Source organism: Pontibacter roseus DSM 17521, from assembly GCF_000373265.1.
Classification (GTDB): domain Bacteria; phylum Bacteroidota; class Bacteroidia; order Cytophagales; family Hymenobacteraceae; genus Pontibacter; species Pontibacter roseus.
In genome coordinates, this window is record NZ_KB890765.1 from 305,399 (window position 1) to 323,228 (window position 17,830).

Here is a 17,830-nt window from a genome sequence, read left to right on the forward strand (position 1 = left end):
TGCTTTTTTAGCCAAACCGCCCCAGATTGCTAAACCTCTCGGCTGATATGGCGTAATATTATTGGATTCTTATACAACAGGAATCTAATACTCCACGTACAGTACTGCGCAAAAGGACGTTGGGAAGGGCAATATGCGACAGTCCTGCTTCAAATCGAAACTCTTGAAAATACCATTTTTAGATAAAAGCAGCCCACAGCCAAAATAGGCTGCTTTTCCAGAAGTATCCATATGACGGAACACTACCACGACCTGCCATGCTTCAACCGGTACATAGGCAGCCATCTTCTACATAAGCGCTTCTTTCACTCTGATTCTATGATTTTATACGTTAGAGCTGCAGGCAGTACGTCTGCCAAACTGCTCTATACCTTACTTCTCTTCTTGGTAGCTGCAACTGTGACTATGGCGGGAGGTATTGGTGCCCACGCTCAGCGAAGCGCCCGTGCCGCAGCCGAACTGAGCTGTTTGCCCGGACTTGTGCACTATTTCGGCTTCGACGAGAAGGAGGCGGGCAACTACACAGATTATGTGACTAATGCTCAAGCTACCTGTACCGGATGCCCGGCCCCTGCCAGCAGCCTCTTTGCCGGTGGCCAGCGCTTCAACGGCTCCAGCACTGGCCTGGATTTTTCAACGGTAGACAACTTTCAGTGGGGACCGAACAGCAGCTTCACCATTGAGTTGTGGGTGCAGGCATCTGGCAGTTCCAACAACCAGGTACTCATTGGCCGTGCGCCCAAAGATGCTGACATGGCCTGGTGGCTGGGTATGGATAAAGATGGCTACGCCACCTTCGCGATGCGCGACAACCTGAGCCAAAGTGAAATCATAAAGGATGAGCGGGAACGGATAAAGCTGAACGATGGGAAGTGGCACCATGTAGCCCTTGTACGCGATGGCCGCCTCTCCAGAAGCAAGCTTTATGTCGATGGCTTCACCGTAGCTGATTTTGAAATAGCCTACAAGGGCAGCTTTGAATCCTCCAGCCCCATTACTATAGGTTATCTGAATCAGGAGGGCATGTACCGCTTCAACGGCACCCTGGATGAACTGCTGGTATATAACCGTGACCTGACGGAGCAGGAGATGCGCTCCCGCTACAACAGCGGCGCCGGAAACTACTGCGGCCCGGAGGCTGTGAAGCCCACCATCACCTCAAGCGCCGTCACCTACGGCGTGGCGGGGCAGGATTACCTATACCCTGTAAAAGCCACAGGCAAGCCAAAGCCGACTTTCTCACTGGTGTCGGGGCCGCAGGGTATGACCATTGATGGTGCGACAGGTGTATTGCGCTGGCCATCCGCCGCAGTTGGAAACCAAGCTGTGAGGGTTAAGGCCGCCAACAGCCAAGGAGAGGATGAGCAGAGCTTCACCATCAACGTCAAAAGTGCTACGGAAGAGAAAGCTGGTATGCGGCACCATTGGATGCTGCAGGAATCCTCCGGCTCTAATTTCCGGGATGTCTATACGCCATTTGATGCGGTGGCAGATGTGAAGAAGCGTCCGAACGCCGTGCAGGGAGTGGTGGGCAGCGGGCAGCGCTTCAATGGCAAAGACACCGGACTGGACATAAAAGAAAGCCCCAACTTCAACTGGGCTGCCAACGAAACCTTTTCCATAGAATTGTGGGTGCGCACAGAGGCCAGCACAGCAGGCAACAAAGTATTCATCGGCCGTTTTGCTAAAGACTCTCCCTCGCAATGGTGGGTAGGGGCATTCGATGACGGAACAGCGGCCTTCGTGATGCGCGATATCGGGTTTGAGGGCGTGGACATCCTCAACCAGGGGCCAAAACTCAATGATGGGGCATGGCACCAGGTGGTGGCCGTGCGGGACGGCGCCTCCGGTATGAGCAGGCTGTTTGTCGATGGCCAGAAAGTAGGGGAAGGCAGGCATGTTTTCCAGAATGACTTCTCCAGCCGTTCGCCTGTCAACATCGGGTATCTGAATGCCAGCATCTCCAACAGTTACTCTTTTGATGGCGATTTGGATGAGGTGAAGCTGTTTGGCCGCGCCTTAAGCGAAGAAGAAATCCAGCAGCGTTATTTCGAGGTATACAACAGCCTGACCGATTTTCTTCGTTTTGAAGGGCGCTATGATGGTGAAGTGGTACTGCTGGATTGGGAGACCCAGAACGAGATAGAAACAGTTGATTTCGAGGTGCAGCGGTCAGAGGATGAGGAGACGTTCACGACAGTAGGGACGGTGAAGGCATCGGGTACCACCTCGGCAGCAGTGAAATATACCTTCACGGATACGACGCCTCTGGAAGAGAGGGCATTCTACAGACTCAAGCTGAACAGGGCGAATGGTACCTATACCTATTCCAAAACCATCCTGGTAGAAAACAGGTCGCCTATTGGCTCCTCCTTCAGGGTATACCCGAACCCGGCAGCGGGAGGGGAGCAGGTGAACATACAGGTGTCTAACCTGAAGGAGGCGGAGCAGGTCACTTTCCTGGTGACGGACGTATCCGGGCAGCGCATCTTCCAGGAGCAGATGCAAACAGACGCTTTCGGAGAGTTGGCCTTTACATTGCCTGTCGGCACGGCCATGCGACCCGGTATATACAACCTTACCATCATCGGCAGCAACAAAACGCTCAGCCGCAAACTGGTGGTAGCCAGGTAAGGCATCTTACATGCTTGGCAGACACAGAAACAGAGAGGCCCCTTGCATACCTGCAAGGGGCCTCTCTGTTTACTATGCACTATGGGTTTCTATTCTTTCAGAAGCTTGATGGTGTTGCTCTTTCCAGTAGTATCAGTATACTTCAGGAAGTACAGGCCTGGATTTAGTCCAGCTCCGGAAAGGTCCATCACCAGCTTGTTGCTGCTGAGTTTCAGGTTGCTTTCCTCGTAAACCACTGTACCAGCCTGATTGAGGATAACAACTTCCTGCAGCTTCACTTCTTCTTTAGCCAGGTCAAGCGTTACCACGTCTTTGAAAGGATTCGGATAGGCCGTCACTTTCTCGAACTGCAGGTTAGTGTCTTCTGACGTCAGCGCGGAAGTGGTTGAAACACTCAGGCCTTCGATTTCCATTGGAGACAGTCTGTTGCCGGCGATAGGTCTCTCCAGGGTGCCGTCGGGCAGCTGCCAGCCCACGGCCAGGTTGTCGCCGCCGCCCTCTTCCTTCATCAGGGCCTCGATGTAGTAGCGCTTGCCGGCCTCCAGGGTCACCTTGCCCGACTGCTGGGAGGGGTACTTGGCCCACTCGCGCGGGTTGGTCCAGCCCGAGTACATGGAGGCGATTTTCTGCTTCCTGGCCGGGTCCTCGGAGNTGCTCAGGTACAGCTCGATGTCGTTGTCGCCGGCAATCCAGAAGGTGTACTGGCCGCTCACCGGCGCCGTCACGTAACCCGTCACACGCTGGCCGTAGTTGTCGCCTACGTTGCTGGGTGCTTCGAACGAAGTCAATTCTGTTACAGCGGATGGCTTGGCAGTCACAGGTATAGCGCCTACAGTGTTACCGGGAACGTTTGCCCAGAACTCACGCTTCAAGGTGCCTGTGCCGGCTGTCGTACCGCTGCTAGGCTGCTGTGGCAGCAAAGTGGCCGTGGCAGAAGTCACGCTGATAGCTACAGCGGCAGATGTAGTAGTAGCGCCTTTGTCGTCTGTAGCCTTAGCCGTTAGGTTATAAGAACCTGCAGCAGCACCAGACCAGTTGAAAGTGAACGGAGCCTTGAGCGCTTCACCAATCTTGGTAGAACCCTGGAAGAACTCCACTTTCGTTACAGAGCCGTCTGCGTCAGCTGCGTTGGCAGCGATAGAAACCAGTGAACCAAGTGCAATAGAGACATTGGCCAAAGGAGCAGTCAAAGACACGGTTGGTGCCTGGTTGGCCACTGGCGAAGCACCGCCTTTAGGACCTAGCACGATGCCGTTCTGCTGCAGTTTCTGCGTCCAGCGGTTCATCTCGTCTGATTCTACGTTAGTAGCAATGGCGCCACCTGGCAGGAAGGTGTTGTTTGTGAACGCAGCATTCTGCGCTACAGAGATGTCGTTACGGTTGTTGTTGTAGCCCCAGGCCGTAATACCCACTGTGTTGTTGTCCACGGAGTTAGAGAAAGTCGTGTTCTTGTTGTAATAGTCCTTGCTCCACAGACCAGAGGTATAGAAAGCAAAGCGAGAGCCATCCTTGTGCAGTGCTGAGTTCACAGCGCGGTTGTTGGTGTAGCGCACGTTGTTGCCACCGGCTATACCCATGGAGTAGTTGCCCAGGTTCACCAGCTGGTTGTCGCTGGCTGTGATGTAGGCCGGGCATACGTTGATGTCGCCGTCGCCGTCCGTGATGATGCCGCCACCAGTGTAACGGGTGTTGTTATGCGGAATCGGATAGGCACCTTGGATGTAGTTGTTGTGGATACGAATTGGGGAAGAAGCCGTGCCGCGTGAGTTGTAGATGTTGATGTTGTCCTCTACGGCTGAGTTTCCGGCTTCGTTGATAACCTCGTTCCAGGCTACTTCTACGTGCGGTGCACCCACTTTGAAGTTGAATTGTACGAACTGTACCAGCGCCTTACCGCCTCCGTACACGCGTCCGTCAATGTTTTTCGCCTTGTTATAGCGGATTTTGATGGTGTTGGCAGTTGAGCCGTTGCCTTCGTATTTCTGGCCTACATAGATACCGGCAGTGCCTTCCATGTAGCAGTTCTCCACCACGATGTTGCGGAATACGTCCACTGCGAGGAAGCGGCGTGGCTTCATGTAGTCTCTCCAGGGAGTGGGGGTGAGGCCGTAGCCATTGGTGTGGCGAATGGTGATATCAGCAGAGTTTCCAAGTGAGCGAACCAAGGGACCCGCGCCGCGGATATTGGAATTGACGATGACGACTGGTTCGTTTGTTCGGATTTCGATAGCGGCTACTTCTGAGTCGCGTGATTCCCAGTTTCCCGTGTACGTTCCTCCCTTGGTGATGACCAAAGGACCGCTATAGGTCTGAGCTGCAGCTAATGTTGGAAGCAAAATCCAAACTAAGAGGGTGAGAATCAGGGTAGAAAAAGTTCTTCCTTGCCCCTTATTCTCATAAGTGGTAACTGTATTCATCTTTTTGGCTAAAAGTTGAAAATTTAAAAAAACTAATATTCCTTACTGGCTTCTATCGGTTGGCTCTGGAGTGCTCCACTACCGGTAATTTGATGAGGCCTTTTTATGAAAGTTTTTAGCTGGTGTGCACATCACTAATAGCTTCATATATAAGTTGTTGCAAATATAACAAGGAATATTTTAGAAAAACCAATCTTTTTTTAGAAAATCTTGATAAAATGATAAGCACTTTGTAAAGTTATATGATTTATAACCCTTAAAAGTGCCTTGTAATTAAAATAAAGGGGATTGGGTCAGAATATGCGCCAGCAAAAAAGTTACAAAAAAGTTTAAAATACAATATATTATATATTAACATATTTACTTTTAATTGAACTATGTTTCTAATAATTGCAAAAACATGTTATTTCAGAAGGACGGAAAGGGAGGAAAATGAAAAGAAGTTATTCAACTTTAGTAAATATATAAAATGTAATATATTTTATATGATGACGAAGGTGGAATGGTAAATGCCGCCTGCTCGAATCAGTTTTTGTAGCCTAAGGATGACACAGTTTAACCGGACTTTGTTCTTAAAAGAGGGGAGGATAATTGAATATTAGGAGGATGCGAAGAGGGGGAAGCTTTGTACTTGCTCTCACCAAGACCTAGCTAGTCCGAAGGATGAATTGATTCACAGCTGCGCTGACTCAGACGCAGGCCCCAATGTCAGGTTGTTTTTTCGCAGCTTCTCGTGCCACAGCAACAGCTCCTCTTGCTCGCGAGCTAACGTCACTTCTCCTGGCAGTACTTTGTTGTCGGAGAGCTGGGCGGCCGCTTCCATACCTTGCATGACCTCATTGCGCCAACTGCCGTTCTGCCCGACCACACCAAGCATGTTGCCTCTGAAGCTATTGTTGTAGGTATGGCCGGTGTTATAAAAGTCTTTGGCCCAGATGCCGCTCGTCCAGCATTTGAATGGTGTTTGCTCGTCTATCATACCTGACACGATAGCCCGGTTGTTGTATACCTCCACATGGTTGCCTCCTGCAATCCCAATGCAGTAGTTGCCCAACCCTACCAAGTGGTTGTCATAGATGCGCACATGCGCCGTAACGTTGGAGGAGTCAGGGTCAGGGGAATCAGTCAGTATACCGCCGCCGGTGTATTGGGCACTTGTGGCGGGCAGTGGATAGGCTCCCTGGAGGTAGTTGTTGTGAACCAAGATAGGCGATGCCGCCGTGCCGCGTGAATTGTAGATGTTAATATTGTCCTCGACAGCCGACTTGTCCGGCTCGTTGATGATTTCGTTCCATGCGATTTCTGCGTGGGGCACCTCGTTCCGGAAGTTGAACTGCACAAACTGCGCGGTGGCTTGGCCACCGAAAATGCGACCGTCGATGTTCCTGGCTTTGTTGTAGCGGATTTTGATGGTCTGCTCCGGGCTGCCGTTCCCGTCGTAGCGCTTGCCCAGGTAAATGCCGGCGGTGCTCTCCATGTAGCAGTTCTCCACCACGATGTTCCGGAACACGTCCACACCCAGAAAGCGTCGGGGCTTCTCATAATCCTGCCAGGCGGTAGGCGTGATGCCGTAGCCACTGGTATGCCGCACCGTGATGTCAGCGGCGAGGCCGGTGCTGCGTATGAGCGGGCCTGCGCCCCGTATCCTGGAGTGTGTGATGATGACAGGCTGACTGGTGCGAATTTCCACAGCCGGCACTTCAGAGTTGCGGGACTCCCAGTTGCCGGTATACGTGCCTCCTTTTGTGATGACGATGGGGCCGCTATACCCTTCAGAGATCATCCGGGGCGCAGTAGGCAGCATGTTCGAAACCATATATACCGACAGGGCCAAGAGCGCCGCCGCTAAAAGCACAAACCACCCACGGCTGAACCAAACAAATGCGTTTGGTCTGGGCAATGGGTGGTTTGTGTAGGTATGGGTATGCGTCATTATTTCACAATGTACCCCAGAATGCGGCGCGCATAGCCGTTCACGAGGTAGTAGGGCACATAAGGGGGTGGGCAATTCTTCAGAGTGAAGCGAGTGAAGTCGCGCAGGTTGCCGCCTCCTTTGATGCTGAACAAATGGTTGTAAAACTTTTTGAGACTTTTGGCCTGGCGGTTCTGGCGCTCGCCGCTCTCTTCGGGGTAGGTATAGAGTTTCGCGTCGTAGTTGCAGTACAGCTCGAAGCCGTGGCGCAGGGCCGTATGCGTAAAGTCATAGTCCGCCACATAGTGCGGGAAGCGCTCCTGGTCGAACAGCCCGATTTTCTCGAACACAGCGCGAGGTATAAGCAAGCCACGACCCGGCAGTTGCGAAACCGCATGCAGCCCATGCTGCTGCTCTTTCGGTAGTTCGTGTAGCACATGGCGCACCTGGTTCAGTTTGAAGTCGATGATTTCGCCTCCGTAGATAGGCTCACGTGTAGCGGCATCCATCTCCAAAGCACCAATCACAGCGTTTGGTTTTTCATTTGCCCAGCGCATCGTCTGCTCTAGCATGTCGGGGGCTGTTTCTACGTCGTTGTTGAGCGTCATCACGTACTCAGCGCCGTGCTGCAAAGCGTGCTTGATGCCCATGTTCACGCTGGCGGTCCAAAACAGGTTGCCGTCCCCGAAGAGGATGTCCACTTCCGGGAACTCCTCGCGGAGCATGTCAGCGGTGCCGTCGGTCGAGCCATCGTCTACCACAATCACTTTATAGTTCTGGTAGGTCTGCTTCTGCAGGGAAATGAGACACTCTTTGGTGAAGTGCTTTCTATTGAAAACGGGGATAACTATATAAATCATATGAGGTTCTAACTTAGTGTTCTATTACTTCTGCCTGAGGCCGACTAAACTTACTGTAGAAGTCAGCGATATGTTTTGTTTTGAGTGGCCAGGTCTGGGTGCGGGCGAAGGTATAGCCGGCGCGGCCCATGGCCTCCCGTTTTTCAGGGTGGTCATATAAATCTTCCACGGCCGCTGCCAATGCCTGCACGGTTTGCTCCGGTGTGGTTGCGGGCACTTTTATACCTGCGTTGTCTGGCACGAGGTTCTTTCCGCCGTGCAAGTCCAGTGTGACCACCGGCAGCCCGTAAGCCATGGCCTCCAGGAACTGGGCGGCGGAGGAGTCGCGGAGGCTGCAGAACATGAACAGGTCACTTTCGGTATAGCCTCGCTTCACTTCCTCCCATGGCACCTGGCCTTTCCAATCCACCTTGCCCTGCAAGCCATACTCCGCAATCAGGCCCGGCACCATGTCGTGCATGTGCCCATCGCCAAGAATGGTCAGTCTAAAAGGGACATCCTTTCTCACCTTGCTCAATGCCTCCAGCACCAACGGAAGGCCTTTTCGGGCGAACAGACGACCCACCCACAGGATTTGCAGCTCCTGCTTCGGCGTACGCTCCGGGTATGCCTGTGGAAAAAAGCTTTCGGGCAGACTCGTGTCCAGGAACATTTTCGCGTTCAGGGCGCCGTTGTCGCGGGCCATGTTGTAGGTGTCTTCGTTGGTGGTGAGCACGAGCGAGGCGTGGCGCATGGTTTTGCGCACATCCGGGTTCACCTGCAGGAGCAGTTTGCTGATACCGGAACGAATCACCTCCGTCTTCCACCAGCCGTAGAAGTATTTTTTGAAGGCTTTGGGCGCTTCCTGTCCGCCGCCGGCCGGACCGAAAATGAGGGGCTTGTTCAGTCGCCATAGGGCCGTGCCCAACTGCAGACTGCCAATAGTGACGTGGTGCACTAGGTCAAAGTCTATCTGCTTGTCGAGTTCCTTTGCCTTCTTGTACGCCTGTTGTTGCCAGTAGAGGTAGTGCGGGTAAAAGCCGATGTGGTACTCGAACAGCTTGTCGATGTACTTGGGCACCTCCACGAACACGATGTGCAGGTTGGGTAGGCTCAGCTTCTTTACCTCGGCCTCAATGTTGGCTCTGCCCTCCACGGTAGTCAGACACCATACCTCGTGGCCGAGCTTGGCCGTGTTCAAGGCCCAGTTCCAGCCATTGCCCAACTCAGTGCCGCGGTTCGGCTCGCATGCGTATGCTGATAAGAGTAATTTCATGGCGGGGTGTTAGAGGCTGAAGCTGAAAATGCTTTTCAGCTTGGCGCTCACCTTGTTTTTCATGAAGTAGTTGAAGTTCCTTTTGTCGGACTCGATGTCGCGGAGCACGAAGCGCGGATGGCGCAGCGGGAAAGCGATTTCCTGCTCCTTCACAAACGCGTTCTTGTCGTGCAGGTTGAAGGTATGGGTGGCGTCCTCCCCGAACCCTATGTTACGGACCAGGTTGACTTCCGGAATAATGCATAGGCCGGAGTTGCTGTATACCGTGAATTCCCACTGGTAGTCCCACACGTCGCCTTTCTCGATGTTGGTGAAGGTCTTTTCCAGCTGCCCCAGGCGGTACTTCTCTTCCAGTTTGTTCAGGAAGATGCCATTGAGGTAGCCTTTCTGCTTCAGTTCCTTGTAGGTGGGGATGTTGTAATCGAACAGCTGCCAGGCGCGGCGCCAGGTGGCCCAGCCCCAGGCGTTCACCTTGTCCGAGAAGTAGTAGGAGTAGTCGCTGTCGCGTTTCCAGCCGTTGAGGTAGTTGTTGCCGCTCACGTGCATCACGCGGGTATCGTGCTTATACCGCTCCAGCACCTCCTGGCAGAACCAGAAAAAGCTCTTGGACGGTACGCAATCGTCTTCCAGAATGATGCCCGTCTCCTCGTTCTCAAAGAGCCAGGAAATAGCCGTGGCCGGAGCTACGCCGCAACGCAGGTTCTGCTCCTGGAACAGGGTCTTCACCTCACAATCCCAGTCCACCTGCTCCACAATCTTGCGGGTTTCGGCGCAGCGGGCGGCATCGGTGGGCACATGCGCGCGCGGTCCGTCGGCGGCCACGTAGAGGCGCTTCGGCTTCACTTCCCTGATTCGGTCAAAAACTTGCTGGGTGGTATGGGGTCGGTTGAATATGATGAGCAGCACGGGTGTGTGCAGCGTGTCGGTGGTAGAAGGATGCATATAGGCAATCAGAAATATCTCAATATGGTTGTACTGCTATTCCGAAAAGAAGTTACTTTATTTAGTGAGGTTGCAGCCTGCCCCGCAGCGCCTGCAGTCGCTCCCTGCGGCGGCGGGCAAAATCCGGCAAAAAGCTCTCGTTGCCCTGGGCTTTGTTTTCCATGTAGGCAATGCCCATACCTAGCACAGCGTAGAAGAAATAAGGCAACACATAGGAGAAGCCATACACAATGCCACTGCTGAGAAACGAAAGCAGCAGAATCTGGTTCTCATCCAGCGCCCTGGCGCCAAAGCCTTTCTTCATCATGTAAAAGTGCATCATCAGGTATAGCAACATGCCCACGGCACCCAGGTAAAACAGCACCTCCACATAGAAGCTGTGGAAGAAGTGGCCCATGCCGTCCTCAAACACCGGGGCGTTCAGGTCGTCGCGGTAAAACTGGATGGGCAGCTCAAATCCTTCAAAGCGCATCCCGAACACGAAGTTCTCCTGAATGAACGGCACGTAGGACATGATTTGCTGGTAGCGCCAGCCGCCGGTGCCCTGCTTGTCATAGTTCTCAATGTCAGAGAAGTTCTCCGCAAACTTGTCGATTATCTCGGGATAGATAGAGAACACGAAGGCGCTGGCCACAATGCCCAGAATCGTCATCACGACCGCTACCGGAATCAGCTTGCCCAGGTTAACCGACATGTTGCCCTTAAACTTGACGAGAAAAGCATAGACAGCCAGAATGATGATGGAGCAAACCCACACCGTGCGGTGCTGGAAGAAGATGATGGCGAAGAGCACCACAAAGGTCATGACGAGGAAGAACAAACCTCCCTTTATCAGGTAGCGCCCCATGAAGTACAGAAACGGAATCACCAGCAGGTACATGGTAGAGGCGTTTACCCCCCGCTCGTGGTTTGTGAACGCCGAGATGCTGAGGGCATGGGAGTTGATGAGGCCGATGTTCAGGACAAATGCGATGACGACCAGGTATACCACGTGCTTCAACTCGAAGTAATGATGCTTCTTGTAGAAGGTGTACATGAAGAAGGTATAGTAGAAAATCAACAGCTTCTGGAACACGTGCGGGTATACCATGGGCGTGCCATACTTGTAATAGGACTCAAAAACCAGCGCGAACAGGTATAGCGTCACCAGCACGAAGACCACTCGCATAAAGGGCTGCATGCGCTGTATGCGCAGGGCGCTGTACAGAAAGGCGATGGCCGTGGTGCCTTTCACCAGCATGTTCTGGAGGGCACCCTGCAGGTCTTCCCGGTGCGGCGCTATCAGCTCCAGGCAGATGGGGTCCATCAACACGATGAGCACCAGGGGAAGGGCAAATATGAAGGTATAGTTTAATTTCATGGTATGGGAACGCTAAAACCTGAGTCAGGCGGCCTCTGTTTTGACGGAGTCCGAGGACTTGCTGAATCGCTTGTGCCGGTCGTATACCTGTTTCATCAGTTCCAGGTGTCTTTGTACTACGGCCTCCTCCGAAAAGTTGTCATGAGCAAACGCCCGTGCCTTCTGCGCCAGCTCATCTGCGAACACAGGGTCAGCCAGCAGCTTCGCCACGCTGTCTGCCATGGCGTCAGGGGATTGTACGTCGCAGAGCAGGCCGGCCTCGCCTTGGTTGAGCAGGTGCGGTATGAAGCCACTGTGGCAGCCTCCCACTACGGGCGTGCCCACCACCATGGCCTCCAGCGGGGCCATGCCAAACGATTCCTCCACCGATGGGTGCAGCATTACTCTCGCCTCGGCCACGTGCTGTATCAGGTCGTCAATCGGGAGCGGCCCCAGGAACCGCACGCCTGCTTCCAGTCCGTGCTGGCGAGCATACTGCTGCGCCGGACCTTCGGGCTCCATCTCGGCGCCTATCAGGTGGTACTCCAAATCGGGGAACTGCTGGCGGAGCCTGGCGAAGGCGTGCAGCGCGCGGGGTACTCCCTTGCGAGCGGTAAAGCCCATGGTCACGGTCACGATGCTGTTGCGTTTGATGATGGGATGTTTCAGGGCCTGCTCCAGTTCAGGGGAGTAGAAGTTGTTGATAATCGTCGTTTTCTGCTGCGTGCGCTTGGAGAGCTGCTGGTAGGTATAGGCGGAGTTGGCCGCCAGGTATTTCGCCGTCCAGATGGTTTTGAGGTTCATGCCCCAGCGCACCAGCCGGAACATGTCGAACTGCGTGCGCAGGATACGTCCGGCCACGTCGTGTATGCCAACAATGGTCGGCAAACCGGATTTCAATGCTGCCAGCGCAAATTCATAGGTCCAGAAGGCATGCACCACATCGGCCGGGTATGACCGCATGAGCTGGCTGAGTCCGTTTATCTCGTGGTCAAAGAACCTCCTGCCTGGCTTGGGGCGGGTGGTGCCTACGCAGATAGTGATTTGCTCGCGCTCCAACACAAAAGGAGCCTCAGCGGTGCCGGAGGTGGTGTACACGATGACCTTGTGGCCTCGGCGCAGCAGGGCGTTCACCAGGTGGGTTGGGAGCGGGAAAGTATGCGTGTCCGGAAGCTTTACGTCACCAAAGTCATACGCCAATTTGTGAATATCGACCGGACCAGTTATACCTATTGTCATCTTCTAAATCTCTCTTTACGATACGCTTTCTGTCTCTTTCACCAATGTCTTTCTATACTTCAGAAGCATTTTGCCATAGTAGGAAGTCGGGTTGTCCTGCACCCCTACCTTGGATAGGATGAGGTGCAGCTGCTCTTTGAGCACACTGTGCGGGAACAGCAGTACCATCACCAGGAAAACCACGCCTCCAGTCGCCATCTGCGCCACCAGGATGGCCAGGTGCGGCAACTCCAGGTTACGCAGCAGCGTGCTTATCAGGTATACTACAATAGCCACCACGGCACCATTCATAAGCCCCGGTAGGTAAATGCGCAACTGCTTCCAGTAGGAGAGGTGCAGAATCTTCTTCATCAGGGTCTGGTACATGCCAATGCGCACAAACTCGCTTATCAGCAGCGCGAACCCAAACCCAATCAGGCCATATTGCCTCAACAGGAAGAAGAGCGCGCTGATGACCACAATCAGGGTGACCGTTATCACGATTTTCCAGTTCAACACGGCTTTGGCGTCACACACGATGCCGGCGAACATAGTGATGAAGCTCAGTGGTATGGCCAGGCTCAACACCTGCAGCACAGGTATGGACTCGAGCCACTGGTCGCCCAGCACCACATACACAATCTCTGGGGCAGCCACCATGATGCCCAGGCAGACCGGAATGATGAGGGCCGCCAGCAGCGTGGTGCTGGACAGGTATACCTTGGCCAGCTTCTCTGTCTCGGACTGCAACTGGCTGAAGGACGGGAACACCACACGCGACACAGTGCGGGTGAGGTTGTACATGGGCAGGTTCACCAGCATGAAGGCCCGGTTGTAAATACCCAGCCGGTAGGCGCCCAACACCCGGCCAATCAGGAGCGTAGCCAAATCGCTGTAAATGAACTCCAAAAAGCTTATCAGGGACATCTTGCTACCGTAGGCGAACAAGGGTTTGTAGGAAGACCAGCTGAGGACGGGCAGCACACTGTGTCGGGCCATGGCATAGGCGCCTATTGCCACCAGCGCGGACTGCGCCAATGAGGCATACACCAAACTCCATACGCCGAAGTCAAGGTAGGCCAGCAGCACGCCAACCCCCAGGTATGCCACCACATACGAGAGTGTCTCCACAATGCTGAGCTCCTTGAAGCGCATGTTGCGTTGCAGCAGGCTGGTAGCCGTGGCCGACAGACCCCCTAACAGAAAGACAAGTGTCATCACCCGCACAATCGGCACTACGTCGGGCATGTCGAAAATCATGATAGCGAACGGCGCCAGCAGCCAGGTGAGGATGGTGAAGGCGAGTCCCAGCAAGGCCGAGGAGGTGAAGGCAGCCCGGATGTTATCGGTCGTCAGCTCCTCCTTCTGCACAATAGCCTGGTTGAGGCCCAGGTTGGCGAAGTAGTAGCCAAAGCGAAGCAATACGCCTGCCAGTGCCACCAGACCGAAAGCCTCCGGCGCTAGCAGTCGAGCCATCACGGAGGTATAGCCAATCTGCATGACAGCATTGGCTATGGTGCCGGCCGAACTCCACTTAAGTCCACTGACTGCTTTCGAGGCTAGATTCTTACTCATTACTATGGGCGGGTATTACGCGTTAAAAAGGTGCTGTGGGGTTAGCTTTTCGCCCACAGCACCTTTTTTATTTATTCTTTGTATCAGGTACGTACTCGGCTAACCTACACATAGTAGTAGCTGGCTTTTTTCTTGTAGCCGTACTCATACGTGTTGTTGTAGTCCAGGTCGTTGATGACCATGTAGATATTCTTCAGCTTTTTGGCCGCATACAGCTCGTTTACCTGCGTGAGCATGTCCTTGCTGGTATACTTGTGCTTCACTACGTACAGGTTGGTGTCCATGTGTTTCATCAAGATGAAGTACTCTGCCACAAACCCGATTGGAGGCGTGTCAATCACCACGTAGTCGTACTGCTGCTTCAACGTGTTAATCAGCTCCGACATCTTTTTCTGCTCCAGCAGCTTGATGGCGTTTTCCGGAATCGGACCGCACGAAATCACGTCCAGGTTCTCGATGTCCGTTTTTTGGATGACCTCCTCTAGCGGCAGCCCCTGGCCTAGGTAGGAGGAGAGGCCCGCCGCATTGTGTACATTGAAGTACTTGCCGAAAGTAGGCTTGCGCATGTCCGACTCAATCAGAATCGTGCGTTTGCCCGACATAGCCAGCTCGCTGCTCAGGTTCACAGAGGTGAAGGTCTTTCCCTCCCCCGAAACTGAGGACGTCACCCCAATCACTTTGAAATCAGATTCGGCCGTCAGGTACTGCAAGTTGATGCGGATAGACCGGAACGACTCAGCGATGGCAGAACGCGGGTTGTTTTTCACGGCCAGTTTGTCTGCCTTTGTGCCATGCGCAATCACGCCCAGGAACGGGATGTTGGTCACGTTGTTGAGGTCGTTCTTGCCTTGTATGGTGTTGTCCACGTTGTCCAGCACCACGATGAGCGCGGCCGGTACAATCAGACCGATAATCAGAGCCAACATGAAAATCATGTTCGGCTTCACGTTCACCGGTCCGGCACCCCACAGGGCAGCCTTGTCCACTATCTTTTTATCAGTAGTGTTGGTTGCCAGGGAGATAGCCGCCTCAGCGCGTTTCTCCATCAGGAAGTCATACTTCTTGCTAACGAAGTCGGCCTGATTCTGGAGGTCCATCATGCGGCGTTCGTTCTCCGGTACTTTCGCGATAGACCCTTCCAACTGTCCGACTCTTTTGTCGATGTTGGCGATAGAGATGTCGGTGGAGCGCACCAGGTTCTTGATGTTGGCGATGATGGCGTTGCGCGTGCTCTTTATCTCACTGTCAATCACCTTGATACGCGGGTTATCAGCAGTAGCGCTCACACTATACGACGCTTTCTGTTGGTTCAGGCGCGACAACTCGCCAAACAGGTTGGCCAGGTTCGGGTTCTGTATACCTGCCACTGCCGGCGAAACGGCCTGCGTGAAACTTTCGTCATCCTCAATTTGGTCGAGTACCGTCACATAGTACTGCTTCTCCGTGGCCAGCTTCGACTTTTCCATTTCCAACTGCGCCAGCTTCTCATAGCTGATGTTGGACTGCACATCTAGGTTGGCAATGCGGTTGGCGGACCGGAAACTGGAGAGCGCCTGCTTGCTCTGGCGGAGCGAGTCAGTCAGACTCGCAATCTGGTTGTCAATGAATTCCAGCGTCTTCTGTCCGTTCTGGTTTTTCTCTTCCAAGTCGCGGGCCACGTAGGTGTCCATGAGCGTGTTCAGGAACAGAATCTGCTTTTCAGGTATAGCGCCCTTGGTACTGAGCTCCAGCACGCGCGATTCGCGTTCAATCGGCTCGATGTGCAGGCTGCCCAGGTGTTGCCCTACCTGGCTGTCCATGCTGTTGAGCACAAAATAATGCTTTTTGGCGTCTACCTTCTCTTCCGGGTTGATGCGGTTTACGGTCAGGCTGATGTACTTGTCCTGGTACGGCTTCCCGAACTCCAGCACCTTGGTGTATTCCACGCCAGACACATACTGCTTGGTGGTGTGGGTATGGAAATCATAGAGGACGCCATTCTCCGCCTTCACCTTCAGTTCATATTGCTTATTGTTGAGGACTTTCACCTCCAGCGGCACATCCACCAACTGGAGCGAGGAGGTATCCAGCTTCACCTGGAAGGGAGCGTTGTCATACTGCTCCTCCTTTATCATGTCAAAGGCTTTGTTGAGCCAGTGGTTGGGCACCTTGTAATAGGATACCGAAAAATCAAGTCGCTTGAGGGTGTTGCGCACCATGTCGGCCGAGGTCAGTATACCTATCTCATCCTCCACCTTGATGCCCTTGTTCTGCACATCGAGCAGGTTCAGGAGTTCCTGCGTTTTCTTGGAGCCCGTGTGCTGGTCTCCCAGCAGCAGGGTAGAGCGGAAGGCGTAAATCTTGGTGGAGCTCTTGACCATTACGTAGGCAGCAGCCAGGGAGATGAGCGTGAAAGCCAGGAACAGATACCATCTGGACCTGAACTTGAACAGCCAGCTTCTGAGGTCTATTTCGTGCTCTTTATTCTTTCTTTTCATTTTCTTACTTAAAATAATTCAGCAGTAATACGGCAGTAGAGATAACGGACAAGGCTACTGTCGCCACGTTCAGCGATACCAGGTTGTCGCGTTTCACCAATTCCTTTGTTGGCTCCACATACAGCACGTCGTTGGGCATCACATAGTAGTACCTGGACTGCGTCAGGTTCGGGTCTTTGAGGTCTAACAGGACCACCTCTGAGCCGGTAGGCGTCTGTCGGATAAGCTTCACGTTCTCCCGGCTCGCTCCTCGGGTCAGGTCTCCGGCCATGCTCAGGGCCTCCAACAAGGTGGCCCGCTCATTGTAAATGAAGTACTGGCCAGGGCGCGTCACTTCGCCCAGTATATTTACCCGGAAGCTGATGAGCTTTACGACCACCGTAGCATTGTTGATGTAGCGCTCGATGTTGCGCTGTATCAAATCCTGAGTCTGGGTGACAGTCAGTCCTGACACTTTCAATTTGCCTACGTTCGGCAGGTTCACGTTTCCTTCTTCGTCTACGGTATAGCCGCTCAGGAACATGGTGCCGGGGTCAGCAAAGCCAAAGGCGCTGGAAGGTGGAATGATGTTGTAGATGTTCGATATCTCAGGCTCCAAGCTTTGTACCTTGATAGACAGCACATCGTTCGACTGAAGTTGGTAGGGCTTGTAAGTAGAGGGTATGGGGGTAGGTACTGTTTCCTTTAGGTTGCTGTTTTGCATGTATACCAGCTCTTTCTTGCTTAAGCAGGAAGAAGCACTCACTAGCAGGAGTAGGAAGTATACGATTCTTCTCATGTTTCTCGGTTAAGGATGTAGTGTCTTTTGTGACTGATAGTTAGGGATGTAGGGCACCTGTCGGCTCTTTGTTGGTTCACAACGGAAACTGCCAGGTTGTAAATACCCAAAAAAATTGTATCAGCCATATATACTACCGAAGGCAGAAAAAGATTCTGATTTGTTTAAATATTATGTTGTTTTAATATGTAAAAAGATGAAAATTTGTATTAAGTGCTTGTTTGTTAGGCACTTGAGTTTTTTATACTTTGATGCAAAATGCGGAGTAATGTTGTAGTGTGTAATAATCAGATAGGTGTAGCTGTGAATTTTTGTATTTAAATAGTACAAAATATATCGAGTGAGCAGAATACACTATGAAAGGGAGGGGACGGGGTGAGGAAGCATTGTTCCCAGCGGCCCAAAACGAAGCCACCTCCCCAA

Annotated in this window: 11 protein-coding genes; 1 reads left to right on the forward strand and 10 read right to left on the reverse strand. The window is 53.0% G+C overall.

Translation table 11 applies throughout. The annotated features are described in order from the left end of the window. Nucleotides 1-318 precede the first annotated feature (318 nt). Nucleotides 319-2,634, forward strand: coding sequence for a LamG-like jellyroll fold domain-containing protein (locus B051_RS0112850; RefSeq protein WP_245539628.1), 2,316 nt, complete (start codon nt 319-321; stop codon nt 2,632-2,634). 89 nt (nt 2,635-2,723) lie between these two features. On the opposite strand, the gene B051_RS22195 is transcribed toward B051_RS0112850, so the two are convergent. The 10 genes from B051_RS22195 to B051_RS0112900 form a co-directional block, all read right to left on the reverse strand. Further along, nucleotides 2,724-5,051: an Ig-like domain-containing protein gene (locus B051_RS22195; RefSeq protein ID WP_083919451.1), complete on the reverse strand. Its 2,328-nt coding sequence runs from the start codon at nt 5,049-5,051 to the stop codon at nt 2,724-2,726. A gap of 673 nt (nt 5,052-5,724) precedes the next feature. Beyond that, nucleotides 5,725-6,855, reverse strand: a complete 1,131-nt coding sequence (locus tag B051_RS0112860) for a glycosyl hydrolase (RefSeq protein ID WP_157578849.1) — start codon at nt 6,853-6,855, stop codon at nt 5,725-5,727. A 128-nt stretch (nt 6,856-6,983) separates the two neighbouring features. Then, complete coding sequence (locus B051_RS0112865; RefSeq protein ID WP_018478615.1) at nt 6,984-7,823, reverse strand: glycosyltransferase family 2 protein; 840 nt, start codon at nt 7,821-7,823, stop codon at nt 6,984-6,986. Nucleotides 7,824-7,836: 13 nt separating this feature from the next. After that, nucleotides 7,837-9,078 (reverse strand): glycosyltransferase family 4 protein, encoded by a 1,242-nt coding sequence (locus B051_RS0112870; RefSeq protein ID WP_018478616.1) that lies wholly within the window; start codon nt 9,076-9,078, stop codon nt 7,837-7,839. Nucleotides 9,079-9,087: 9 nt separating this feature from the next. Beyond that, nucleotides 9,088-10,020, reverse strand: a complete 933-nt coding sequence (locus B051_RS0112875; RefSeq protein WP_018478617.1) for a hypothetical protein — start codon at nt 10,018-10,020, stop codon at nt 9,088-9,090. A 61-nt stretch (nt 10,021-10,081) separates the two neighbouring features. After that, the gene (locus B051_RS0112880; RefSeq protein WP_018478618.1) at nt 10,082-11,380 is read right to left on the reverse strand and encodes an O-antigen ligase family protein; all 1,299 of its coding nucleotides are present in this window, start codon (nt 11,378-11,380) and stop codon (nt 10,082-10,084) included. A 24-nt stretch (nt 11,381-11,404) separates the two neighbouring features. Continuing rightward, nucleotides 11,405-12,598 carry a glycosyltransferase family 4 protein gene (locus tag B051_RS0112885; protein WP_157578851.1) on the reverse strand — a complete coding sequence of 398 codons (1,194 nt, stop codon included), beginning with the start codon at nt 12,596-12,598 and terminating at the stop codon, nt 11,405-11,407. Between the two features lie 15 nt (nt 12,599-12,613). Continuing rightward, entirely contained in the window at nt 12,614-14,152 is a 1,539-nt protein-coding gene (locus B051_RS22005; protein ID WP_071594886.1) for a lipopolysaccharide biosynthesis protein, read from the reverse strand. 104 nt (nt 14,153-14,256) lie between these two features. Further along, a complete protein-coding gene (locus B051_RS0112895) occupies nt 14,257-16,629 on the reverse strand; it encodes a GumC family protein (RefSeq protein WP_018478621.1) in 2,373 nt (790 codons plus the stop codon). 4 nt (nt 16,630-16,633) lie between these two features. Then, complete coding sequence (locus B051_RS0112900; RefSeq protein WP_018478622.1) at nt 16,634-17,407, reverse strand: polysaccharide biosynthesis/export family protein; 774 nt, start codon at nt 17,405-17,407, stop codon at nt 16,634-16,636. Nucleotides 17,408-17,830: the final 423 nt, after the last annotated feature.